The 22,266-nt window shown below is 52.6% G+C and carries 23 protein-coding genes; 13 read left to right on the top strand and 10 right to left on the bottom strand.

Annotated features, from left to right (window positions below):
- Positions 1-193: 193 nt before the first annotated feature.
- Positions 194-412 carry a protein SlyX gene (locus RTW80_RS05515; protein ID WP_001153615.1) on the top strand — a complete coding sequence of 73 codons (219 nt, stop codon included), beginning with the start codon at positions 194-196 and terminating at the stop codon, positions 410-412.
- A 48-nt stretch (positions 413-460) separates the two neighbouring features.
- Here RTW80_RS05515 and slyD read toward each other — a convergent pair whose 3' ends face one another.
- From slyD to kefG, 4 genes are all read right to left on the bottom strand, one after another.
- Positions 461-1,051 carry a peptidylprolyl isomerase gene (gene slyD, locus RTW80_RS05510; RefSeq protein WP_000861334.1) on the bottom strand — a complete coding sequence of 197 codons (591 nt, stop codon included), beginning with the start codon at positions 1,049-1,051 and terminating at the stop codon, positions 461-463.
- A 94-nt stretch (positions 1,052-1,145) separates the two neighbouring features.
- A complete protein-coding gene (locus RTW80_RS05505) occupies positions 1,146-1,346 on the bottom strand; it encodes a YheV family putative zinc ribbon protein (protein ID WP_001007730.1) in 201 nt (66 codons plus the stop codon).
- A gap of 9 nt (positions 1,347-1,355) precedes the next feature.
- Entirely contained in the window at positions 1,356-3,161 is a 1,806-nt protein-coding gene (kefB, locus tag RTW80_RS05500; protein WP_000399122.1) for a glutathione-regulated potassium-efflux system protein KefB, read from the bottom strand.
- A complete protein-coding gene (gene kefG / locus RTW80_RS05495) occupies positions 3,161-3,712 on the bottom strand; it encodes a glutathione-regulated potassium-efflux system ancillary protein KefG (protein ID WP_001297514.1) in 552 nt (183 codons plus the stop codon). The genes kefB and kefG overlap by 1 nt, the downstream gene beginning before the upstream one ends.
- Before the next feature lie 130 nt (positions 3,713-3,842).
- Here kefG and RTW80_RS05490 point away from each other — a divergent pair, with 130 nt between their 5' ends.
- From RTW80_RS05490 to RTW80_RS05475, 4 genes are read left to right on the top strand one after another with little or no spacing between them, the layout of a single operon-like run.
- Positions 3,843-5,756, top strand: a complete 1,914-nt coding sequence (locus RTW80_RS05490; protein ID WP_032247290.1) for an ABC transporter ATP-binding protein — start codon at positions 3,843-3,845, stop codon at positions 5,754-5,756.
- On the top strand, positions 5,756-6,778 hold the full coding sequence (locus tag RTW80_RS05485) for a hydrolase (RefSeq protein ID WP_000057379.1): 1,023 nt from the start codon (positions 5,756-5,758) through the stop codon (positions 6,776-6,778). The genes RTW80_RS05490 and RTW80_RS05485 overlap by 1 nt, the downstream gene beginning before the upstream one ends.
- Positions 6,772-6,990 carry a YheU family protein gene (locus RTW80_RS05480; RefSeq protein ID WP_000907085.1) on the top strand — a complete coding sequence of 73 codons (219 nt, stop codon included), beginning with the start codon at positions 6,772-6,774 and terminating at the stop codon, positions 6,988-6,990. The genes RTW80_RS05485 and RTW80_RS05480 overlap by 7 nt, the downstream gene beginning before the upstream one ends.
- A gap of 53 nt (positions 6,991-7,043) precedes the next feature.
- Positions 7,044-7,913, top strand: coding sequence for a phosphoribulokinase (locus RTW80_RS05475; protein WP_001274680.1), 870 nt, complete (start codon positions 7,044-7,046; stop codon positions 7,911-7,913).
- 54 nt (positions 7,914-7,967) lie between these two features.
- On the opposite strand, the gene RTW80_RS05470 is transcribed toward RTW80_RS05475, so the two are convergent.
- Positions 7,968-8,372: an OsmC family protein gene (locus tag RTW80_RS05470; protein WP_001148910.1), complete on the bottom strand. Its 405-nt coding sequence runs from the start codon at positions 8,370-8,372 to the stop codon at positions 7,968-7,970.
- Between the two features lie 301 nt (positions 8,373-8,673).
- Here RTW80_RS05470 and crp point away from each other — a divergent pair, with 301 nt between their 5' ends.
- Both crp and RTW80_RS05460 read left to right on the top strand, forming a co-directional pair.
- Positions 8,674-9,306 carry a cAMP-activated global transcriptional regulator CRP gene (gene crp, locus RTW80_RS05465; protein WP_000242755.1) on the top strand — a complete coding sequence of 211 codons (633 nt, stop codon included), beginning with the start codon at positions 8,674-8,676 and terminating at the stop codon, positions 9,304-9,306.
- A 50-nt stretch (positions 9,307-9,356) separates the two neighbouring features.
- A complete protein-coding gene (locus tag RTW80_RS05460; protein ID WP_001295162.1) occupies positions 9,357-11,447 on the top strand; it encodes a YccS/YhfK family putative transporter in 2,091 nt (696 codons plus the stop codon).
- A gap of 66 nt (positions 11,448-11,513) precedes the next feature.
- Here RTW80_RS05460 and argD read toward each other — a convergent pair whose 3' ends face one another.
- From argD to ppiA, 5 genes are all read right to left on the bottom strand, one after another.
- Positions 11,514-12,734 carry a bifunctional acetylornithine/succinyldiaminopimelate transaminase gene (argD, locus tag RTW80_RS05455; protein WP_024249933.1) on the bottom strand — a complete coding sequence of 407 codons (1,221 nt, stop codon included), beginning with the start codon at positions 12,732-12,734 and terminating at the stop codon, positions 11,514-11,516.
- Between the two features lie 85 nt (positions 12,735-12,819).
- Positions 12,820-13,383 (bottom strand): aminodeoxychorismate synthase component 2, encoded by a 564-nt coding sequence (gene pabA, locus RTW80_RS05450; protein WP_000601847.1) that lies wholly within the window; start codon positions 13,381-13,383, stop codon positions 12,820-12,822.
- A gap of 31 nt (positions 13,384-13,414) precedes the next feature.
- The gene (locus RTW80_RS05445; RefSeq protein WP_001280624.1) at positions 13,415-14,017 is read right to left on the bottom strand and encodes a putative adenosine monophosphate-protein transferase Fic; all 603 of its coding nucleotides are present in this window, start codon (positions 14,015-14,017) and stop codon (positions 13,415-13,417) included.
- Complete coding sequence (locus RTW80_RS05440; RefSeq protein ID WP_000736860.1) at positions 14,007-14,174, bottom strand: YhfG family protein; 168 nt, start codon at positions 14,172-14,174, stop codon at positions 14,007-14,009. The genes RTW80_RS05445 and RTW80_RS05440 overlap by 11 nt, the downstream gene beginning before the upstream one ends.
- 104 nt (positions 14,175-14,278) lie before the next feature.
- A complete protein-coding gene (gene ppiA / locus RTW80_RS05435; RefSeq protein WP_000477225.1) occupies positions 14,279-14,851 on the bottom strand; it encodes a peptidylprolyl isomerase A in 573 nt (190 codons plus the stop codon).
- Between the two features lie 270 nt (positions 14,852-15,121).
- Here ppiA and tsgA point away from each other — a divergent pair, with 270 nt between their 5' ends.
- From tsgA to RTW80_RS05405, 6 genes are all read left to right on the top strand, one after another.
- The gene (gene tsgA / locus RTW80_RS05430) at positions 15,122-16,303 is read left to right on the top strand and encodes an MFS transporter TsgA (protein WP_000185258.1); all 1,182 of its coding nucleotides are present in this window, start codon (positions 15,122-15,124) and stop codon (positions 16,301-16,303) included.
- 262 nt (positions 16,304-16,565) lie between these two features.
- A complete protein-coding gene (nirB, locus tag RTW80_RS05425) occupies positions 16,566-19,109 on the top strand; it encodes an NADPH-nitrite reductase large subunit (RefSeq protein WP_000049227.1) in 2,544 nt (847 codons plus the stop codon).
- Complete coding sequence (nirD, locus tag RTW80_RS05420; protein WP_000084764.1) at positions 19,106-19,432, top strand: nitrite reductase small subunit NirD; 327 nt, start codon at positions 19,106-19,108, stop codon at positions 19,430-19,432. The genes nirB and nirD overlap by 4 nt, the downstream gene beginning before the upstream one ends.
- Positions 19,433-19,558: 126 nt before the next feature.
- The gene (gene nirC, locus RTW80_RS05415; protein WP_000493584.1) at positions 19,559-20,365 is read left to right on the top strand and encodes a nitrite transporter NirC; all 807 of its coding nucleotides are present in this window, start codon (positions 19,559-19,561) and stop codon (positions 20,363-20,365) included.
- 18 nt (positions 20,366-20,383) lie between these two features.
- Positions 20,384-21,757, top strand: a complete 1,374-nt coding sequence (gene cysG, locus RTW80_RS05410; protein ID WP_063119147.1) for a siroheme synthase CysG — start codon at positions 20,384-20,386, stop codon at positions 21,755-21,757.
- A 246-nt stretch (positions 21,758-22,003) separates the two neighbouring features.
- Positions 22,004-22,171, top strand: a complete 168-nt coding sequence (locus RTW80_RS05405; protein WP_001031834.1) for a YhfL family protein — start codon at positions 22,004-22,006, stop codon at positions 22,169-22,171.
- Positions 22,172-22,266: the final 95 nt, after the last annotated feature.

Raw genomic sequence — 22,266 nt, 5'->3', positions numbered from 1 at the left:
CCCCAGGGTTAACTATTATCAGAAGGGTACTATAAAGCGTTGTCGAACAAATCTACATACAGACACGCCCTATTATCATCTATTTTCAGACTCTTTTTGTTTAAATTAGTTTCGATGACCGCGAAATGAGTGCTGTCTCGGGCAGCAAAGTTAAGTAGAATCCGCGGCGACCATTCGACAAAAGAGGTGAATCATGCAGGATTTATCATTGGAAGCACGCCTGGCAGAGCTGGAGAGCCGACTGGCTTTTCAGGAAATCACCATTGAAGAACTGAACGTCACGGTGACCGCTCATGAAATGGAGATGGCGAAACTGCGCGATCATCTGCGTCTGCTGACCGAGAAGTTAAAAGCCAGCCAGCCGTCGAACATCGCGTCGCAGGCTGAAGAAACGCCACCGCCACATTATTGAGGCGTAAAAAAAGCGGGGATTCCCCGCTTTTTTGTCACTTTTTCGGTATTAGTGGCAACCGCAACCGCCGTTGCCTTTACCGCCACAGCAGCCTTCGCCACCGTGTTCATGACCGTGATCGTGGCCATGACCGCCGCAGCAACCGTCGTGGTCGTGATCGTGGTGATGATCGTGCGCGCCGTGAACGTGACCATGAGCCAGTTCTTCTTCGGTCGCTTCACGAATCGCCACAACCTCAACGTTGAATTTCAGGTTCTGACCGGCCAGCATGTGGTTACCATCAACCACTACGTGATCGTCTTCAACCGCAGTGATTTCAACCGGTACCGGACCCTGGTCGGTTTCAGCCAGGAAACGCATACCTACCTGCAGTTCATCAACGCCCATAAATACGTCTTTAGGAACACGTTGCACCAGGTTTTCGTCGTACTGACCGTAAGCGTCGTTCGCGCCAACAGCGACATCAAATTTGTCGCCAACTTCATGACCTTCCAGCGCCGTTTCCAGGCCAGAGATCAGGGAACCGTGACCATGCAGGTAGTCCAGCGGCGCACTCACCGGAGACTCATCAACCAACACACCGTCTTCTGTACGTACCTGATAGGCCAGGCTGACCACCAGGTCTTTTGCTACTTTCATGATATCTCCTGAGCATGGGAAGAATAGTGGCGCAGATTGTAGCGGAATTCTGCAGCCGTGTACTCACTAGCTTAAAAAAACTCGGCGCATATCGCTAGTCCGGATGAAAAATCCCGATCACTTGCTCATCTTTGCGAACGTGATCGCGGGCTTCTTTGTCTGCTTCTCGCATCTGATGTCCGCACTTAACGCATTCAACAATATCAATATTATTTTCGCGCCACATCGCCATTGAATCCTGTGCCTGACAGGCCGGGCATTTTGCGCCCGCAATAAAACGTTTTCGGATTGCCATCTTTACCCTCTACTCAAATTCATCCCAGCCGTCCAGCTGGCGTCGTTCTTGTTGCATTTCACGCTGGAAAATCTCTTCCAGTTCGCGTCGGGCTTCCCTGGCGCGAGAAATTTGTACAGTATCGGCATGCATTGGGATGAGCTCTCGCAGCATCCGCATATCCAGGCGGCGAAAATGCAGTTGCGCCCGCTGCGCCTGATGCGGATGCATGCCAAGCGTGACCAGCGTCTTGCGCCCCAGCTCTAACGCACTGGAGAATGTTTCACGGGAAAACTGCGTCACCCCTGCCTGTAATAACTCATGCGCTTCCACACGTCCGCGCGCTCGCGCAAGAATATGCAAATGCGGAAAGTGCTGCTGGCATATTTCCACCAGCTTCATGGTGTCTTCCGGTTCGTTACAGGTGATCACGATAGACTCAGCGGCCTCTGCACCCGCAGAACGTAAAAGATCGACCTGCGTGGCGTCGCCGTAATAAACTTTGTAGCCGTATTTACGCATCAGGTTAACGGCGCTGATATCCCGCTCCAGCACGGTAATGCGCATTTTATTTGCCATCAGCAAACGACCAATCACCTGACCAAAACGCCCGAAGCCCACGACAATGACCTGGGGTTTATCATCGTTGACCCACGGTTTTTCGTCTTCTTCTTCCGGTCCGTTAAACTGGCGGGATAGCCATTTATCCACCAGCTTCATCAGCAACGGCGTGGTCATCATGGAAAGCGTCACCGTCACCAGCAACAGCGCCATCTGGTCGCCCTGGAATAAGCGTTGCGAAGAAGCGGTAGAAAAGAGGACAAAGGCAAACTCGCCGCCCTGACTCAACACGCCAGCAAACTGCATCCGCTCTGAGCTACGCACGCCATACAATCGCGCCAGCAGATACAACACGAGAATTTTCACCGCCACCAGCACAACCACGCTTATCACTACCCACAACAGATGGGTATAAAGCACCCCGAGATTGAGCGACATGCCGACAGAGATAAAGAACAAACCGAGCAGCAAGCCTTTAAAGGGATCGATAGCCGTTTCCAGTTCATGGCGATATTCACTTTCCGCCAGCAGCACGCCCGCAATAAATGTACCGAGCGCCATCGACAGCCCCAGCGCATCCATAAACAATGCGGAACCCAACACCAGCAGCAGCGTCGCGGCGGTGAACACTTCCCGCACGCCAGAAGCTGCAATAAAGCGGAATACCGGACGCAGTAAATAGCGCCCACCAATCAGCATGCCGACAAACGCCAGCACCTTCATGCCGATCTTCATCCAGTCGAAATGTTCGTCTGCCGACCCCGCCAACAACGGCACTAACGCCAGTGCCGGGATCACCGCCAGATCCTGAAACAGCAGTACCGAGAAACCTAACTGGCCGGATTCGCTGCGATTCATCCCTTTCTCACGCATCAATTGCAACGCCATTGCAGTTGAAGACATCGCAAGGCCAATGCCACCGACCACCGCCGCCTGCCAGGCGAAATCCGTCAGCATCAATAATCCCGCCAGCAACGCCGCGCTTAACAGCACCTGTGCCGCGCCTACGCCAAAAATCGAACGCCGCAGTTGCCAAAGTTTGGAGGGATTCAACTCAAGGCCGATGATAAACATCAGGAATACCACGCCGAGTTCCGAAAAGTGGAGGATCTCATCGACGTCGCTAATAAACCCCAGCCCCCACGGGCCAATTGCAATCCCTGCCAGCAAATATCCCAACACAGCGCCAATACCCAGCCGCGATGCCAGCGGCACCGCAGCCACCGCCGCGAAGAGAAACAGCACTCCTGCGAGTAAAAAATCGGAACCTTCCATCAGCGGCCTCCTGGAGACAGCGGATTTGCCAGCCAGTCACCGTAGGCTCTGGCGTGGCTCGCCAGCTCCTGTGCGCTTTGCCGTCTCGCCCAGTAAATAATGATGGGACTTAACCAATGCATCCGGCACATGCCCGCCGCCAGTTCAAAGGGGCGCAGCACATCGCTCATCGGGTAGCGATTCAGCGCGTCATAACGGTAAGCACTTTCCGGCTCGCCGGTGGTAATCACGCTACGCCAGTACTTTCCCGCCAGTTGGTTTCCTCCCGGCCCGCTGGCAAAACCACGACTTAATACCCGGTCCAGCCACTCTTTCAGTAGCGCCGGGCAGCTATAGGTATAAAGAGGATGCTGAAAGACAATCACCTCGTGCTCGCGCAGTAATGCCTGCTCACGGGGGATATCAATAAAAAAATCGGGATAGTGCGCGTAAAGGTCGTGCACGGTAACATTGCTGAGCTGCGTGGCCGGTTTAAGCAGTACCCGGTTTGCCACCGAGTCCTGAGATTCCGGATGGGCATACAGCAGCAAAACTTTCGCTGGCTGAGACATCATCCCCCTCCCGGTATGGTTTTTGTGTATAGTCGCTGTTTTGGGCTACCATTGCGCCCGGTGCGGCAGCTCGCCCATACATTACATTATCATAATGATAAGTTAACATAGTCTGAACATACGGCACCTTATGATTGTTTTCTCCTCGTTACAAATTCGTCGCGGCGTGCGCGTCCTGCTGGATAATGCCACCGCCACCATCAACCCTGGGCAGAAAGTCGGCCTGGTGGGTAAAAACGGCTGTGGTAAATCTACCCTGCTGGCATTGCTGAAAAATGAAATCAGCGCCGACGGCGGCAGCTACACCTTTCCGGGAAGCTGGCAACTGGCGTGGGTGAATCAGGAAACGCCGGCGTTACCGCAAGCGGCGCTGGAATATGTCATTGACGGCGACCGTGAATATCGTCAACTAGAAGCGCAGCTACACGACGCCAACGAACGTAACGACGGGCACGCCATTGCGACCATTCATGGCAAGCTGGATGCTATTGACGCATGGAGTATTCGCTCCCGTGCTGCCAGCCTGCTGCACGGCCTCGGTTTCAGCAATGAACAACTGGAGCGCCCGGTAAGTGATTTCTCCGGTGGCTGGCGTATGCGTCTTAACCTTGCCCAGGCGCTGATTTGCCGTTCAGACTTGCTGCTGCTCGACGAACCGACTAACCACCTCGATCTCGATGCCGTTATCTGGCTGGAAAAATGGTTGAAGAGCTATCAGGGCACGCTGATCCTGATCTCTCACGACCGCGACTTCCTCGATCCGATCGTTGATAAAATTATTCATATCGAACAACAAAGCATGTTCGAGTACACCGGCAACTACAGTTCGTTTGAAGTACAGCGCGCCACCCGTCTGGCGCAGCGACAAGCGATGTATGAAAGCCAGCAGGAACGCGTAGCGCATCTGCAAAGTTATATCGACCGTTTCCGTGCCAAAGCCACCAAAGCGAAGCAGGCCCAGAGCCGCATTAAGATGCTCGAGCGTATGGAGCTGATTGCCCCCGCGCACGTCGACAACCCGTTCCGCTTTAGCTTCCGCGCGCCGGAAAGCCTGCCAAATCCGTTACTGAAGATGGAAAAAGTCAGCGCGGGCTATGGCGATCGCATTATTCTCGACTCGATTAAACTGAACCTGGTGCCCGGCTCGCGCATTGGTCTGTTAGGCCGCAACGGCGCGGGTAAATCGACATTAATCAAACTGTTAGCCGGTGAACTTGCGCCAGTCAGCGGTGAAATTGGTCTGGCGAAAGGGATCAAGCTCGGCTACTTCGCCCAGCATCAACTTGAATACCTGCGCGCCGACGAATCACCTATTCAACATCTGGCACGTTTAGCGCCGCAGGAGCTGGAACAAAAACTGCGTGACTACCTCGGCGGCTTTGGTTTCCAGGGCGATAAAGTAACCGAAGAAACGCGCCGCTTCTCAGGTGGGGAAAAAGCCCGCCTGGTGCTGGCATTAATCGTCTGGCAGCGTCCGAATCTGCTGCTGCTCGACGAACCGACTAACCACCTTGACCTCGACATGCGTCAGGCACTCACCGAAGCATTAATCGAGTTTGAAGGCGCGCTGGTTGTCGTTTCGCACGACCGTCATTTGCTGCGTTCCACCACTGACGATCTCTACCTGGTTCACGATCGTAAAGTCGAACCGTTCGACGGCGATCTGGAAGATTATCAACAGTGGTTGAGCGACGTACAAAAGCAGGAAAACCAGGCCGACGAAGCGCCAAAAGAGAACGCGAACAGCGCCCAGGCACGTAAAGATCAGAAGCGCCGGGAAGCGGAGCTGCGTGCGCAAACCCAGCCACTGCGTAAAGAGATTGCCCGTCTGGAAAAAGAGATGGAGAAGCTGAACGCGCAACTGGCGCAGGCGGAAGAGAAACTCGGCGACAGCGAACTGTATGACCAGAGCCGTAAAGCGGAGTTGACCGCCTGCCTGCAACAGCAAGCCAGCGCCAAATCCGGCCTGGAAGAGTGCGAAATGGCGTGGCTGGAAGCCCAGGAGCAGCTTGAGCAGATGTTGCTGGAAGGCCAAAGCAACTGATGGCGCAGATAACGACGACCGATGCCAATGAATTCAGCAGCAGTGCTGAATTCACCCCTATGCGCGGCTTTAGCAATTGTCATCTGCAAACCATGCTGCCGCGTCTGTTTCGTCGCAAGGTGAAATTCACCCCGTACTGGCAGCGGCTGGAGTTGCCCGACGGCGATTTTGTCGATCTCGCGTGGAGTGAAGCCCCAGCACAGGCGCGGCATAAACCGCGTTTAGTGGTATTTCACGGGCTGGAAGGCAGTCTCAATAGCCCTTACGCCCACGGTCTGGTTGAGGCGGCGCAAAAGCGCGGCTGGCTGGGCGTGGTGATGCATTTTCGCGGATGCAGCGGTGAACCAAACCGTATGCACCGCATTTACCATTCGGGCGAAACCGAAGACGCCAGTTGGTTTTTACGCTGGCTGCAACGCGAATTTGGTCATGCGCCAACGGCTGCCGTCGGCTATTCGCTCGGCGGTAATATGCTGGCCTGTTTGCTGGCAAAGGAAGGCAATGATCTCCCGGTTGATGCGGCGGTGATTGTCTCTGCGCCGTTTATGCTGGAAGCCTGTAGCTATCATATGGAAAAGGGCTTTTCCCGCGTTTATCAGCGTTACTTGCTGAACCTGTTAAAAGCCAATGCCGCGCGCAAGCTGGCAGCCTACCCCGGAACGCTGCCGATTAATCTCGCGCAGTTAAAATCGGTACGTCGCATCCGTGAATTTGACGATCTAATCACCGCCAGAATTCACGGCTACGCCGACGCTATCGACTATTATCGTCAGTGTAGCGCCATGCCGATGCTGAACCGGATCGCCAAACCGACGCTGATTATTCACGCCAAAGACGATCCGTTTATGGATCATCAGGTGATCCCGAAACCGGAAAGTCTCCCCCCGCAGGTGGAGTATCAACTGACTGAACATGGCGGTCATGTTGGCTTTATTGGCGGTACATTACTTCATCCGCAAATGTGGCTGGAGTCACGCATTCCTGACTGGTTAACAACGTATCTGGAGGCGAAATCATGTTGATTCCGTGGCAAGACCTCTCCCCCGAAACGCTGGAAAATTTAATTGAAAGCTTTGTGTTACGTGAAGGCACCGATTATGGTGAACATGAGCGTACACTTGAACAGAAAGTCGCCGACGTCAAACGCCAGCTACAGTGCGGAGAAGCGGTGCTGGTATGGTCGGAGCTGCACGAAACGGTCAATATTATGCCGCGCAGTCAGTTTCGCGAATAACCTGCAACCGTCGGCGGACGAGATAATAATGATAGCTAAGTCATGGAGTTACTATGTCTGCCAAACATCCGGTCATTGCGGTAACAGGATCCAGCGGCGCGGGGACCACCACCACCAGCCTCGCGTTTCGTAAAATATTCGCGCAGTTAAATCTGCATGCAGCTGAGGTGGAAGGCGACAGTTTTCACCGTTACACCCGCCCGGAAATGGACATGGCGATCCGCAAAGCGCGCGACGCCGGGCGGCATATCAGCTACTTCGGCCCCGAAGCGAACGACTTCGGCCTGCTGGAACAAACCTTCATTGAATACGGTCAGAGCGGCAAAGGGAAATCTCGCAAATATCTGCATACCTACGATGAAGCCGTACCGTGGAATCAGGTACCGGGAACATTCACCCCCTGGCAACCTTTACCAGAACCCACAGATGTACTGTTTTATGAAGGTTTACACGGCGGCGTAGTCACGCCACAGCATAACGTTGCGCAGCATGTGGACTTACTGGTCGGCGTGGTGCCTATCGTTAACCTTGAGTGGATTCAAAAACTGATCCGCGACACCAGCGAGCGCGGGCACTCACGAGAAGCAGTGATGGACTCAGTAGTGCGTTCAATGGAAGACTATATCAACTACATCACACCGCAGTTTTCCCGCACCCATCTTAACTTCCAGCGCGTTCCCACCGTCGACACTTCAAACCCGTTCGCGGCAAAAGGTATCCCGTCGCTGGATGAAAGCTTTGTGGTGATCCATTTTCGTAATCTGGAAGGGATCGATTTCCCCTGGCTGCTGGCGATGTTGCAAGGCTCATTCATTTCCCACATCAATACGTTAGTGGTGCCCGGCGGCAAAATGGGTCTGGCAATGGAATTAATTATGCTGCCGCTGGTGCAACGATTGATGGAAGGAAAGAAAATCGAGTAACTCTGCTATTACGCCGGATAAAATACTATCCGGCTTCACAACGGGATAGTTAAATCACGCGCCAACCACTTCATACGAGTGAGTAATATTCACCGCTTTTTCCAGCATCAACGCCACTGAACAATATTTCTCGGCAGAGAGATCAACCGCACGCGCAACCGCTGCGTCTTTCAGGTCGCGACCGGTGACGATAAAATGCAGATTAATGTGCGTAAACAGGCGTGGTGCCTCTTCGCGGCGTTCAGAGGTCAATTTTACTTCACAATCGACCACATCCTGACGCCCTTTTTGCAGGATCGAAACCACATCGATGGCACTGCAACCACCCGCCGCCATCAACACCATTTCCATCGGACTTGGTGCTTTATCGCCTGAGTTGCCGTCCATTAAAATCTGGTGACCAGAGGCAGATTCGCCCAGAAAAGTTAACCCTTCGACCCACTTCACTCGCGCTTGCATTTTTGCTACTCCACTGCGTCAATTTTCCTGACAGAGTACGCGTACTAACCAAATCGCGCAACGGAAGGCGACCTGGGTCATGCTGAAGCGAGACACCAGGAGACACAAAGCGAAAGCTATGCTAAAACAGTCAGGATGCTACAGTAATACATTGATGTACTGCATGTATGCAAAGGACGTCACATTACCGTGCAGTACAGTTGATAGCCCCTTCCCAGGTAGCGGGAAGCATATTTCGGCAATCCAGAGACAGCGGCGTTATCTGGCTCTGGAGAAAGCTTATAACAGAGGATAACCGCGCATGGTGCTTGGCAAACCGCAAACAGACCCGACTCTCGAATGGTTCTTGTCTCATTGCCACATTCATAAGTACCCATCCAAGAGCACGCTTATTCACCAGGGTGAAAAAGCGGAAACGCTGTACTACATCGTTAAAGGCTCTGTGGCAGTGCTGATCAAAGACGAAGAGGGTAAAGAAATGATCCTCTCCTATCTGAATCAGGGTGATTTTATTGGCGAACTGGGCCTGTTTGAAGAGGGCCAGGAACGTAGCGCATGGGTACGTGCGAAAACCGCCTGTGAAGTGGCTGAAATTTCGTACAAAAAATTTCGCCAATTGATTCAGGTAAACCCGGACATTCTGATGCGTCTGTCTGCACAGATGGCGCGTCGTCTGCAAGTCACTTCAGAGAAAGTGGGCAACCTGGCGTTCCTCGACGTGACGGGCCGCATTGCACAGACTCTGCTGAATCTGGCAAAACAACCAGACGCTATGACTCACCCGGACGGTATGCAAATCAAAATTACCCGTCAGGAAATCGGTCAGATTGTCGGCTGTTCTCGTGAAACCGTGGGACGCATTCTGAAGATGCTTGAAGATCAGAACCTGATCTCCGCACACGGTAAAACCATCGTCGTTTACGGCACTCGTTAATCCCGTCGGAGAGGCGCGTTACCTGGTAGCGCGCCATTTTGTTTCCCCCGATGTGGCGCAGACTGATTTATCACCCCGATATCAACTATGCACTTCGACAAACGCTGGTGCTATGTTTGCCCGTGGCCGTTGGGTTAATGCTTGGCGAATTACGATTCGGTCTGCTCTTCTCCCTCGTTCCTGCCTGTTGCAATATTGCGGGCCTTGATACGCCTCATAAACGTTTTTTCAAACGCTTAATCATTGGTGCGTCGCTGTTTGCCACCTGTAGCTTACTGACACAGCTGCTACTGGCAAAAGATGTTCCCCTGCCCTTTTTGCTGACCGGATTAACGCTGGTACTTGGCGTCACTGCTGAGCTGGGGCCATTGCACGCAAAATTGCTTCCTGCATCGCTGCTCGCCGCCATTTTTACCCTCAGTTTGGCGGGATACATGCCGGTCTGGGAACCGTTGCTCATCTATGCGTTGGGCACTCTCTGGTACGGATTGTTTAACTGGTTTTGGTTCTGGATCTGGCGCGAACAACCGCTGCGCGAGTCACTAAGTCTGCTGTACCGTGAACTGGCAGATTATTGTGAAGCCAAATACAGCCTGCTTACCCAGCACACCGACCCTGAAAAAGCGCTGCCGCCGCTGCTGGTGCGCCAGCAAAAAGCGGTCGATCTAATTACCCAGTGCTATCAGCAAATGCATATGCTTTCCGCGCAAAATAATACTGACTACAAGCGGATGCTGCGTATTTTCCAGGAGGCGCTGGATTTACAGGAACATATTTCGGTCAGTTTGCATCAGCCGGAAGAGGTGCAAAAGCTGGTCGAGCGTAGCCATGCGGAAGAAGTTATCCGCTGGAATGCGCAAACCGTCGCCGCTCGCCTGCGCGTGCTGGCTGATGACATTCTTTACCATCGCCTGCCGACGCGTTTTACGATGGAAAAGCAAATTGGCGCACTGGAAAAAATCGCCCGCCAGCATCCGGATAATCCGGTTGGGCAATTCTGCTATTGGCACTTCAGCCGCATCGCCCGCGTGCTGCGCACCCAAAAACCGCTCTATGCGCGTGACTTACTGGCCGATAAACAGCGGCGAATGCCGTTACTTCCGGCGCTGAAAAGTTATCTGTCACTAAAGTCTCCGGCGCTACGCAATGCCGGACGACTCAGTGTAATGTTAAGCGTTGCCAGCCTGATGGGCACCGCGCTGCATCTGCCGAAGTCGTACTGGATCCTGATGACGGTATTGCTGGTGACGCAAAATGGCTATGGTGCAACCCGTCTGAGGATTGTGAATCGCTCCGTGGGAACCGTGGTCGGGTTAATCATTGCGGGCGTGGCGCTGCACTTTAAAATTCCCGAAGGTTACACCCTGACCTTGATGCTGATTACCACCCTTGCCAGCTACCTGATATTGCGCAAAAACTACGGCTGGGCGACGGTCGGTTTTACTATTACCGCAGTGTATACCCTGCAACTGTTGTGGCTGAACGGTGAGCAGTACATCCTTCCGCGTCTTATCGATACCATTATTGGTTGTTTAATTGCTTTCGGTGGTACCGTCTGGCTGTGGCCGCAGTGGCAGAGCGGGTTATTGCGTAAAAACGCCCATGACGCTTTAGAAGCCTATCAGGAAGCGATTCGCTTGATTCTGAGCGAGGATCCGCAACCTACGCCACTGGCCTGGCAGCGAATGCGGGTAAATCAGGCACATAACACTCTGTATAACTCATTGAATCAGGCGATGCAGGAACCAGCGTTCAACAGCCATTATCTGGCAGATATGAAACTGTGGGTAACGCACAGTCAGTTTATTGTTGAACATATTAATGCCATGACCACGCTGGCGCGGGAACACCGGGCATTGCCACCTGAACTGGCACAAGAGTATTTACAGTCTTGTGAAATCGCCATTCAGCGTTGTCAGCAGCGACTGGAGTATGACGAACCGGGTAGTTCTGGCGATGCCAATATCATGGATGCGCCGGAGATGCAGCCGCACGAAGGCGCGGCAGGTACGCTGGAGCAGCATTTACAGCGGGTTATTGGTCATCTGAACACCATGCACACCATTTCGTCGATGGCATGGCGTCAGCGACCGCATCACGGGATTTGGCTGAGTCGCAAGTTGCGGGATTCGAAGGCGTAATGCAGGCTAAACCATCGGATAAGGCATTCACGCCGCATCCGACATCTTTTGCCTGATGCGTCTTATTTACGCCCCAACCACCTTCGCCACCGCGTGGGCGAAACGTTGCATCCCTTCATCGATATCCGCATCTTCCACCACCAGCGACGGTGCAAAACGCATCACATCCGGTCCGGCATTCAGCACCATTACGCCAGCCTCTGCGCCCGCATACAGGAAATCACGCGCCTGACCTTTGTACTGTGGTTTCAGCTCCGCGCCAATTAACAGCCCCATACCGCGAATATCGCTAAACACATCGTACTGCTGATCGATCTTCTGCAAATGGTCAACAAAACGCTGGCGTTTCGCCTGAATGCCTTCCAGCACTTCAGGGGTATTAATGATATCAAACGCCGCGCCCGCTACTGCACAGGCCAGAGGATTACCGCCGTAGGTGGAACCGTGAGAACCAGGATGAAACGCAGAAGCAATTTCCGCCGTGGTCAGCATGGCGCTAATCGGGAAGCCGCCGCCTAACGCTTTCGCAGAAGTCAGAATATCCGGCGTCACGCCGTAGTGCATGTAAGCAAACAAATCGCCAGTCCGCCCCATCCCGCACTGTACTTCATCAAACACCAATAATGCCTGATGTTGATCGCACAACTCACGCAAGCCCTGCAAAAACTCTGGCGTCGCTGCCGTCACACCGCCCTCGCCCTGGATCGGCTCAACCACCACTGCACAGGTGTGATCATCCATCACCGCTTTCACTGCGTGGAGATCGTTAAAGGGAACGTGGATGATGTCTGCCGGTTTTGACCCAAAGCCGTCGGAATATTTTGGCTGCCCACCCACCGAAACGGTAAACAGCGAGCGACCATGAAAAGCGTTATGGAAGGCAATAATTTTGGTTTTGAACGGGCTATGACGCACACAGGCGTAATGGCGTGCCAGTTTAAAGGCGGTTTCGTTAGCTTCCGTGCCGGAGTTCATAAACACCACGCGTTCGGCAAACGTCGCCTCAATCAGTTTATGCCCAAGACGCAGCGCCGGTTCATTGGTGAAAACGTTACTGATATGCCACAGAGTTTCGCCCTGGGTTTTTAACGCGTTCACCAGCGCAGGATGGCAATGGCCCAACGCCGTAACTGCAATGCCACCCGCGAAATCGACATACTCCTTGCCTTGCTGATCCCAGATTCGGCTGCCCTGACCTTTTACCGGAATAAACTCTGCCGGTGCATAAATCGGCAGGATCACTTCATCGAAAGTCGCGCGTGTAATTGCTGTTTGTTCAATTGCCATCTCATGATCACCCTGTTACGCATAAATAAATTTGAAATTATAATCACAAAATATGCATAAAAAATCACTGAATGGCAATCAGAAATCAGCGATGCAGGAAATTAGCCAGCAGTTGATGTCCTTGTTCGCTAAGAATACTTTCTGGATGGAACTGCACACCTTCCAGATCCCACTGGCGATGGCGAATCCCCATAATCTCGCGGGTTTCGCTCCAGGCCGTCACGTCAAAGCACGCTGGTAATGAGTCAGGTTCCACCACCAGCGAATGGTAGCGTGTCACGGTAAGTGGATTTGCCAGCCCCCGAAATACGCCCTCACCGTTATGTGTAATCGGCGAGGTTTTGCCGTGCATGACCTTTGCGGCGCGCACAACTTTACCGCCAAATGCCTGCGCCATTGCCTGATGACCGAGGCAGACGCCAAGAATCGGCAAGCGCCCGGCATAGTGGCGAATAACGTCAAGGGAGATCCCGGCTTCATCTGGCGTACAGGGGCCAGGTGAGATGACAATTTTTTGTGGTTTAAGGGCGTCGATATCCGCCAGCGTCAACGCATCGTTGCGCTTAACCAGCACATCCGCCCCCAGTTCACAAAAGTACTGGTAGAGGTTCCAGGTAAAAGAATCGTAGTTATCTATAAGCAGGATCATGGCGGCTCCGGTACGAAAGAACCACGCTATTTTACTCAGATTCCCCGGCTTCGCTTACCACTTTGCTAAATATCATCTGCAGCGCGGTGAGATCCCCCATTGCCCCACTCTGATTTGCCTGATTCCAGGCTTCTTTTTCGATACCCTGCCAGCTCAGTTGATATCCGGCATGAATCGCCAGTTGCTCGAAGAAGATCCGCTGTGCCAGTCCGCTTCCCACACGGAAGGGATGCAGCACGTTGATTTCACAATAGTAATGCGCCAGCCGCTCGACGAACTTCGCTTTCTCCAGGCCAACCAGATAACCTTCTTCCTCCAGATCCTGCATCAGGGCATTGCCCTCTTTTTCGATATAAGCAAAGTGGCAGAACGGCGTATCGCCCTGATAAATATCAACTTCACGCAGTTGCCCCGCCCAGTCGAAAATATCCTGATACAGCTGGCGATGGATAGTGCGCAAATGCGGTAAACCGCGCACCAGCGGACCAAGCTCAATGGTCGCAGCACGCAGCGCCGTCATTTCGTAAGCGGCCTGTTCCAGCCGCTGCTGCTGGTGGATGTTCAGCCGGTTACGCATGATATCAAGGCCAGGATAAAGATACGGATCGCGCCCTTCGCCGAATTTATCGCTCATAGTGCCTCCTCAGCTCTTCAAGGCGCGCTAAAGCCTCTGCGGCAGTAAGAGTGACTAAAGGCATCTCGACGCCTTCAAGACGGCGACTGGCCTGGAAATTACGATTACGCTGAAGCTCCCAGAGACGGGACTTTTGCTTATCGGTGAGTTTCTTCACTTGATGCCTCCCTGAACGTGTCCATTTGCCACAAGTATAAGCGGCAAATCCGGGTTACGCCGGGAGAGCAGAAGCGCGGGCAAGATTGCCCGCGCGAAAAATCATTACGGCAGGACTTTAGCGGAAAGGATAACTACCGGTTTTGACGGCACATTCTGGTACGGACCAACGTCATGAGTCGGCACCTGGGAAATCTTATCGGCAACGTCCATGCCTTTCACCACTTTACCAAATACCGCGTAACCGAAATCACGCTGACCATGGTCAAGGAAGGCGTTATCGGCAACGTTGATAAAGAACTGGCTGGTGGCGCTGTCTTTGTCAGCGGTACGCGCCATCGCGATGGTGCCACGCGTGTTGCGCAGGCCGTTATCGGCTTCATTTTTGATTGGCGGGTTTGGTTTTTTCTGCTGCATCTGCTCGGTGAAACCGCCGCCCTGAATCATAAAGCCAGGAATGACGCGGTGAAAGGTAGTGTTGTTATAAAAACCGCTGTTCACATAATCGACAAAGTTTTGCACAGACACTGGCGCTTTTTGTTTATCCAGCTCCAGTTCGATGTTACCAGCTGAGGTTGTCAACAATACGTGCGGGTCCCCTTTCGCTGCCATTGCTGCGGGAGAAAGAGCAGAAAGAGCGAAAACAGCAGCCATCGCCGCCAGGGTCGATTTGAACATGAGATTTCCTTAACAAACAGAGCAGAAAAAAAGCAAGTGAAGAGATTCTAAATAGCCTTCAAGAACAAGGCCATCCCTTTACCTAATTTTACGTATCTGAAATATATGTAACCTGACGATCACTTTTTATTCCGTGATCAAAATCACCTCTTAAAATGCAATTTAGCAACCGATTGCAATAAAACATTTAAACAGATCACAAAATCACCTAAAATCGCCCGCTCGCGGCATATCCCGCTATGCCATTTTATTTTTGAACGCAGGCCAATCATGACTAACAGCAATCGCATCAAGCTCACATGGATTAGCTTTCTCTCCTACGCACTGACTGGTGCGTTGGTTATTGTCACCGGGATGGTGATGGGAAATATCGCCGATTATTTCAATCTGCCTGTTTCCAGTATGAGTAACACCTTCACCTTCCTCAACGCCGGCATTTTAATCTCTATCTTCCTCAACGCCTGGCTGATGGAAATCGTCCCGTTGAAAACGCAGTTACGTTTTGGCTTTCTCCTGATGGTGCTGGCGGTTGCCGGTTTGATGTTCAGCCACAGCCTGGCGCTGTTCTCGACGGCGATGTTCATTCTCGGGGTGGTCAGCGGCATTACTATGTCGATTGGTACATTCCTGATAACACAAATGTATGAAGGGCGTCAGCGCGGTTCCCGCCTGTTATTTACTGACTCCTTCTTCAGTATGGCTGGGATGATTTTCCCAATGATCGCCGCGTTTCTACTGGCGCGCAGCATTGAGTGGTACTGGGTTTATGCCTGCATCGGGCTGGTGTATGTCGCTATTTTTATTCTGACCTTCGGCTGTGAGTTCCCGGCACTGGGCAAACATGCGCCAAAAACGGATGCTCCGGTAGAGAAAGAAAAGTGGGGGATCGGCGTACTGTTTCTCTCTGTTGCGGCGCTGTGCTACATCCTCGGTCAGTTAGGTTTTATCTCCTGGGTGCCTGAGTATGCCAAAGGCCTGGGCATGAGCCTGAACGACGCGGGCACGCTGGTGAGTAACTTCTGGATGTCATACATGGTCGGCATGTGGGCGTTCAGCTTTATTCTTCGCTTCTTTGATTTGCAACGCATTCTGACCGTACTGGCTGGTCTGGCTGCGATTCTGATGTACGTCTTTAACACCGGAACACCAGCACATATGGCGTGGTCAATTCTCGCTCTGGGCTTCTTCTCCAGCGCGATCTATACCACCATCATCACCCTGGGTTCACAGCAGACCAAAGTACCGTCGCCAAAACTGGTTAACTTTGTCCTGACCTGCGGAACCATCGGTACTATGTTGACCTTTGTGGTTACCGGCCCGATTGTTGAACATAGCGGTCCGCAGGCGGCACTGCTTACAGCAAACGGTCTGTACGCTGTCGTCTTTGTGATGTGCTTCCTGTTAGGTTTCGTCAGCCGTCACCGTCAGCATAACACCCTGACCTCTCATTAATTGCTCATGCCGGACGGCACTATCGTCGTCCGGCCTTTTCCTCTCTTACCCCCGCTACGTGCATCTATTTCTATAAACCCGTTCATTTTGTCTATTTTTTGCACAAACATGAAATGTCAGACAATTCCGTGACTTAAGAAAATTTATACAAATCAGCAATATACCCCTTAAGGAGTATATAAAGGTGAATTTGATTTACATCAATAAGCGGGGTTGCTGAATCGTTAAGGTAGGCGGTAATAGAAAAGAAATCGAGGCAAAAATGAGCAAAGTCAGACTCGCAATTATCGGTAACGGTATGGTCGGCCATCGCTTTATCGAAGATCTTCTTGATAAATCTGATGCGGCCAACTTTGATATTACCGTTTTCTGTGAAGAACCGCGCATCGCTTATGACCGCGTACACCTCTCGTCTTACTTCTCTCACCACACCGCCGAAGAGCTGTCGCTGGTGCGCGAAGGCTTCTACGAGAAACACGGCATCAAAGTTCTGGTCGGCGAACGCGCTATCACCATCAACCGTCAGGAGAAGGTGATTCACTCCAGCGCCGGGCGCACCGTTTTTTATGACAAGCTGATCATGGCGACCGGTTCCTACCCGTGGATCCCGCCAATCAAAGGTTCTGATACTCAGGACTGCTTTGTCTATCGCACTATTGAAGACCTCAACGCCATTGAATCCTGCGCCCGTCGCAGCAAACGCGGTGCCGTTGTTGGTGGCGGCCTGTTAGGTCTGGAAGCCGCTGGCGCGCTGAAAAACTTAGGTATTGAAACCCACGTTATCGAATTTGCCCCTATGCTGATGGCGGAACAGCTTGATCAGATGGGTGGCGAGCAGCTGCGTCGCAAAATCGAAAGTATGGGCGTGCGCGTTCACACCAGCAAAAACACCCTTGAGATTGTGCAGGAAGGTGTCGAAGCGCGTAAAACCATGCGTTTTGCCGACGGCAGCGAATTGGAAGTCGACTTTATCGTCTTCTCTACCGGTATCCGTCCGCGCGATAAGCTGGCAACCCAGTGTGGTCTGGACGTTGCTCCGCGTGGGGGTATTGTCATTAATGATTCCTGCCAGACTTCCGATCCGGATATCTACGCCATCGGTGAATGCGCAAGCTGGAACAACCGTGTATTTGGTCTGGTAGCACCAGGCTACAAAATGGCGCAGGTCGCCGTTGACCATATTCTCAGTAGCGAAAACGCCTTTGAAGGTGCTGACCTTAGCGCCAAGCTGAAACTGCTGGGCGTAGACGTAGGCGGTATTGGTGATGCGCACGGTCGCACGCCTGGCGCACGTAGCTATGTTTACCTCGACGAAAGCAAAGAGATCTACAAACGCCTGATTGTCAGCGAAGACAACAAAACCCTGCTCGGTGCGGTACTGGTGGGCGATACCAGCGACTACGGCAACCTGCTGCAACTGGTGCTGAACGCTATCGAGCTGCCGGAAAACCCGGATTCTCTGATTCTGCCGGCGCACTCGGGTAGCGGTAAGCCGTCTATCGGTGTTGATAAACTGCCGGACAGCGCGCAAATCTGCTCCTGCTTCGACGTCACCAAAGGTGATCTGATTGCTGCCATCAACAAAGGCTGCCACACCGTTGCGGCGCTGAAAGCCGAAACCAAAGCGGGTACTGGCTGCGGTGGCTGTATCCCGCTGGTCACTCAGGTACTGAACGCGGAACTGGCGAAACAGGGCATCGAAGTTAACAACAACCTGTGCGAACACTTTGCTTATTCGCGTCAGGAACTGTTCCATTTGATCCGCGTTGAAGGCATTAAAACCTTCGAAGAACTGCTGGCGAAACACGGCAAAGGCTACGGTTGTGAAGTTTGTAAACCGACCGTCGGTTCGCTGCTGGCCTCCTGCTGGAACGAATACATTCTGAAGCCGGAACATACTCCGCTGCAGGATTCTAACGACAACTTCCTCGCTAACATCCAGAAAGACGGCACCTACTCGGTGATCCCGCGCTCTCCGGGCGGTGAAATCACCCCGGAAGGGCTGATGGCAGTGGGTCGTATCGCGCGTGAATTTAATCTCTACACCAAAATCACCGGTTCCCAGCGCCTGGCGATGTTTGGCGCACAGAAAGACGATCTGCCGGAGATCTGGCGTCAGCTGATTGAAGCCGGCTTCGAAACCGGTCATGCCTATGCGAAAGCACTGCGTATGGCGAAAACCTGCGTGGGTAGCACCTGGTGCCGCTACGGCGTTGGCGACAGCGTCGGCCTCGGCGTGGAACTGGAAAACCGCTACAAAGGCATCCGTACGCCGCACAAAATGAAGTTCGGTGTCTCCGGCTGTACCCGTGAATGTTCAGAAGCTCAGGGTAAAGACGTGGGTATTATCGCCACTGAAAAAGGCTGGAACTTGTATGTTTGCGGTAACGGCGGCATGAAACCGCGTCATGCGGATCTGCTGGCAGCGGATATCGATCGCGAAACGCTGATCAAATATCTCGACCGCTTCATGATGTTCTACATCCGTACCGCCGACAAACTGACGCGTACCGCGCCGTGGTTAGAAAACCTCGAAGGCGGCATCGATTATCTGAAAGCGGTGATCATTGACGACAAACTGGGGCTGAACGCTCATCTGGAAGAAGAGATGGCGCGCCTGCGTGAAGCGGTAGTGTGTGAGTGGACTGAAACGGTCAATACGCCGTCTGCGCAGACTCGCTTCAAACACTTCATCAACAGCGACAAGCGTGACCCGAACGTGCAGATGGTGCCAGAGCGCGAACAGCACCGTCCGGCAACGCCGTATGAACGTATCCCGGTAACTCTGGTGGAGGACAACGCATGAGCCAGTGGAAAGACATCTGCAAAATCGATGACATCCTGCCTGAAACCGGCGTCTGCGCGCTGTTAGGTGACGAGCAGGTAGCGATTTTCCGCCCGTATCACAGCGACCAGGTGTTTGCGATCAGCAACATCGATCCGTTCTTCGAGTCCAGCGTGCTATCACGCGGGCTGATTGCGGAACACCAGGGCGAGCTGTGGGTCGCCAGCCCGCTGAAAAAACAGCGTTTTCGCTTAAGTGATGGCTTGTGCATGGAAGACGAACAGTTTTCCGTCAAACATTACGAAGCACGAGTGAAAGACGGCGTGGTGCAGCTGCGCGGTTAATGTTTTAACGGGAGGCGCAATGCCTCCCCTTTTTGCATGGTCCTGTAATGACCTTCGGTATATTGCAGGACATTTTTTAAACTTTTTGTTTTATTTTTTTGTTTTTATTTTTTAAAGGATAATCAAATGTTTACAGACACTATTAATAAGTCTGCGGCTAACGCTGCGCGCATTGCACGCCTGTCGGCAAATAACCCGCTCGGATTTTGGGTCAGCTCCGCCATGGCGGGCGCGTATGTGGGTCTTGGGATCATCTTGATTTTCACGCTCGGTAATTTGCTCGACCCGTCCGTACGTCCGCTGGTGATGGGCGCGACCTTTGGTATCGCCTTAACGCTGGTGATTATCGCCGGTTCTGAACTGTTCACCGGACACACCATGTTCCTCACCTTTGGGGTAAAAGCGGGCAGCATCAGCCACGGGCAAATGTGGGCAATCCTGCCGCAAACCTGGCTGGGTAATCTGGTCGGTTCCGTCTTCGTTGCCATGCTCTATAGCTGGGGTGGCGGTAGCCTGCTGCCGGTAGATACCAGCATCGTTCACTCCGTCGCGCTGGCTAAAACCACTGCACCGGCAATGGTACTGTTCTTCAAAGGTGCATTGTGTAACTGGCTGGTTTGCCTGGCTATCTGGATGGCGCTGCGCACTGAAGGGGCGGCGAAATTTATCGCTATCTGGTGGTGTCTGCTGGCGTTTATTGCATCCGGTTATGAGCACTCCATCGCTAACATGACGCTGTTCGCGCTCTCCTGGTTCGGCAACCACAGCGAAGCCTACACGCTGGCGGGTATTGGTCATAACCTGCTGTGGGTGACGCTGGGTAATACTTTATCAGGTGCCGTATTCATGGGATTGGGTTATTGGTATGCTACGCCGAAAGCGAATCGTCCGGTTGCGGACAAATTTAATCAAACTGAAACGGCTGCCGGTTAATTACTAAGGGGTTTTTACGTGGATCATTTGCCTATATTTTGCCAATTACGCGATCGCGACTGTCTGATTGTCGGCGGTGGTGATGTCGCGGAACGCAAAGCAAGGTTGCTGTTAGACGCAGGCGCTCGCTTAACGGTGAATGCATTAGCGTTTATTCCACAGTTCACCGCATGGGCAGATGCAGGCATGTTAACCCTCGTCGAAGAGCCATTTGATGAAAGCCTTCTCGACACCTGCTGGCTGGCGATTGCAGCGACGGATGATGACGCGCTTAACCAGCGCGTCAGCGAAGCCGCTGAAGCTCGTCGCATCTTCTGTAACGTGGTCGATGCGCCGAAAGCCGCCAGCTTTATTATGCCGTCGATTATTGACCGCTCACCGCTCATGGTAGCGGTCTCCTCTGGCGGCACCTCTCCGGTTCTGGCACGCCTGTTGCGCGAAAAACTTGAATCACTGCTGCCGTTACATCTGGGCCAGGTAGCGAAATACGCCGGGCAATTACGCGGGCGAGTGAAACAACAGTTCGCCACGATGGGTGAGCGTCGCCGTTTCTGGGAGAAATTGTTCGTTAACGACCGCCTGGCGCAGTCGCTGGCAAACAACGATCAGAAAGCCATTACTGAAACCACCGAACAGTTAATCAACGAACCGCTCGACCATCGCGGTGAAGTGGTGCTGGTTGGTGCAGGTCCGGGCGATGCCGGGCTGCTGACACTGAAAGGACTGCAACAAATTCAGCAGGCAGATGTGGTGGTCTACGACCGTCTGGTTTCTGACGATATTATGAATCTGGTACGCCGCGATGCGGACCGTGTTTTCGTCGGCAAACGCGCGGGATACCACTGCGTACCCCAGGAAGAGATTAACCAGATCCTGCTGCGGGAAGCGCAAAAAGGCAAACGCGTGGTGCGGCTGAAAGGTGGCGATCCGTTTATTTTTGGCCGTGGTGGCGAAGAGCTGGAAACACTGTGCAACGCGGGTATTCCGTTCTCGGTGGTTCCGGGTATTACCGCAGCTTCTGGTTGCTCTGCCTATTCGGGTATTCCACTCACGCATCGCGATTATGCCCAGAGCGTACGCTTAATTACCGGACACTTAAAAACCGGTGGCGAGCTGGACTGGGAAAACCTGGCGGCAGAAAAACAGACGCTGGTGTTCTATATGGGGTTGAATCAGGCCGCGACTATTCAGCAAAAGCTGATTGAACACGGAATGCCAGGCGAAATGCCGGTGGCAATTGTCGAAAACGGTACGGCAGTCACGCAGCGCGTGATTGACGGTACGCTCACACAGCTGGGAGAACTGGCGCAGCAAATGAACAGTCCATCGCTAATTATTATTGGTCGGGTTGTTGGCCTGCGCGATAAACTGAACTGGTTCTCCAACCATTAATTTAACCCGGGCCAGAGAATTCTGGCCTTCTTAATGACTCTTTTTATATATTCAGCAAATAAAACATAATCCCTTAATAAATATTATCTGCTAATGGGTTATATTCACCGTTACAGCGACTTACAAAATTAAGTCATTCGCTCACTGACGCCAATTAAATATTCCTGTATCGTTCTTAACGAGCAGTCTGCTTATATTCATATAATCAATGAATATTAATTAATATATAATACATAGGGAATGTAAATGAACAAATTTATTAAAGTTGCACTGGTAGGTGCAGTACTGGCTACGTTAACTGCATGTACTGGTCATATTGAAAACCGTGATAAGAACTGCTCTTACGACTACCTGCTGCACCCGGCAATTTCTATTTCTAAAATCATTGGCGGTTGCGGTCCTACTGCACAGTAAGTCTCTGACAGAAATCGGCTAACACCGGTTTAATTGCCCGACGCCCTCTGGATTTTCCGAGGGCGTATTTGTTTCTATGTCCTTCTTGCCCCCGC

It is taken from the genome of Escherichia sp. AM3 (genome assembly GCF_032029835.1).
Lineage (GTDB): Bacteria > Pseudomonadota > Gammaproteobacteria > Enterobacterales > Enterobacteriaceae > Escherichia > Escherichia coli.
Note: the sequence above shows the minus strand (reverse complement) of the source record. Positions and strands in the feature narration are given on the sequence as shown.

What these genes read in the sequence shown, in the direction of transcription:
- RTW80_RS05505 (WP_001007730.1), bottom strand. Translation starts at nt 1,346, where the DNA reads ATGGCAATCCGAAAACGTTTTATTGCGGGCGCAAAATGCCCGGCCTGT.
- RTW80_RS05480 (WP_000907085.1), top strand. Translation starts at nt 6,772, where the DNA reads ATGTTGATTCCGTGGCAAGACCTCTCCCCCGAAACGCTGGAAAATTTA.
- kefB (WP_000399122.1), bottom strand. Translation starts at nt 3,161, where the DNA reads ATGGAAGGTTCCGATTTTTTACTCGCAGGAGTGCTGTTTCTCTTCGCG.
- tsgA (WP_000185258.1), top strand. Translation starts at nt 15,122, where the DNA reads ATGACTAACAGCAATCGCATCAAGCTCACATGGATTAGCTTTCTCTCC.
- RTW80_RS05470 (WP_001148910.1), bottom strand. Translation starts at nt 8,372, where the DNA reads ATGCAAGCGCGAGTGAAGTGGGTCGAAGGGTTAACTTTTCTGGGCGAA.
- RTW80_RS05445 (WP_001280624.1), bottom strand. Translation starts at nt 14,017, where the DNA reads ATGAGCGATAAATTCGGCGAAGGGCGCGATCCGTATCTTTATCCTGGC.
- argD (WP_024249933.1), bottom strand. Translation starts at nt 12,734, where the DNA reads ATGGCAATTGAACAAACAGCAATTACACGCGCGACTTTCGATGAAGTG.
- RTW80_RS05485 (WP_000057379.1), top strand. Translation starts at nt 5,756, where the DNA reads ATGGCGCAGATAACGACGACCGATGCCAATGAATTCAGCAGCAGTGCT.
- nirC (WP_000493584.1), top strand. Translation starts at nt 19,559, where the DNA reads ATGTTTACAGACACTATTAATAAGTCTGCGGCTAACGCTGCGCGCATT.
- RTW80_RS05515 (WP_001153615.1), top strand. Translation starts at nt 194, where the DNA reads ATGCAGGATTTATCATTGGAAGCACGCCTGGCAGAGCTGGAGAGCCGA.
- nirD (WP_000084764.1), top strand. Translation starts at nt 19,106, where the DNA reads ATGAGCCAGTGGAAAGACATCTGCAAAATCGATGACATCCTGCCTGAA.
- RTW80_RS05490 (WP_032247290.1), top strand. Translation starts at nt 3,843, where the DNA reads ATGATTGTTTTCTCCTCGTTACAAATTCGTCGCGGCGTGCGCGTCCTG.
- slyD (WP_000861334.1), bottom strand. Translation starts at nt 1,051, where the DNA reads ATGAAAGTAGCAAAAGACCTGGTGGTCAGCCTGGCCTATCAGGTACGT.
- pabA (WP_000601847.1), bottom strand. Translation starts at nt 13,383, where the DNA reads ATGATCCTGCTTATAGATAACTACGATTCTTTTACCTGGAACCTCTAC.
- RTW80_RS05475 (WP_001274680.1), top strand. Translation starts at nt 7,044, where the DNA reads ATGTCTGCCAAACATCCGGTCATTGCGGTAACAGGATCCAGCGGCGCG.
- nirB (WP_000049227.1), top strand. Translation starts at nt 16,566, where the DNA reads ATGAGCAAAGTCAGACTCGCAATTATCGGTAACGGTATGGTCGGCCAT.
- ppiA (WP_000477225.1), bottom strand. Translation starts at nt 14,851, where the DNA reads ATGTTCAAATCGACCCTGGCGGCGATGGCTGCTGTTTTCGCTCTTTCT.
- crp (WP_000242755.1), top strand. Translation starts at nt 8,674, where the DNA reads ATGGTGCTTGGCAAACCGCAAACAGACCCGACTCTCGAATGGTTCTTG.
- kefG (WP_001297514.1), bottom strand. Translation starts at nt 3,712, where the DNA reads ATGTCTCAGCCAGCGAAAGTTTTGCTGCTGTATGCCCATCCGGAATCT.
- RTW80_RS05460 (WP_001295162.1), top strand. Translation starts at nt 9,357, where the DNA reads ATGTGGCGCAGACTGATTTATCACCCCGATATCAACTATGCACTTCGA.
- RTW80_RS05405 (WP_001031834.1), top strand. Translation starts at nt 22,004, where the DNA reads ATGAACAAATTTATTAAAGTTGCACTGGTAGGTGCAGTACTGGCTACG.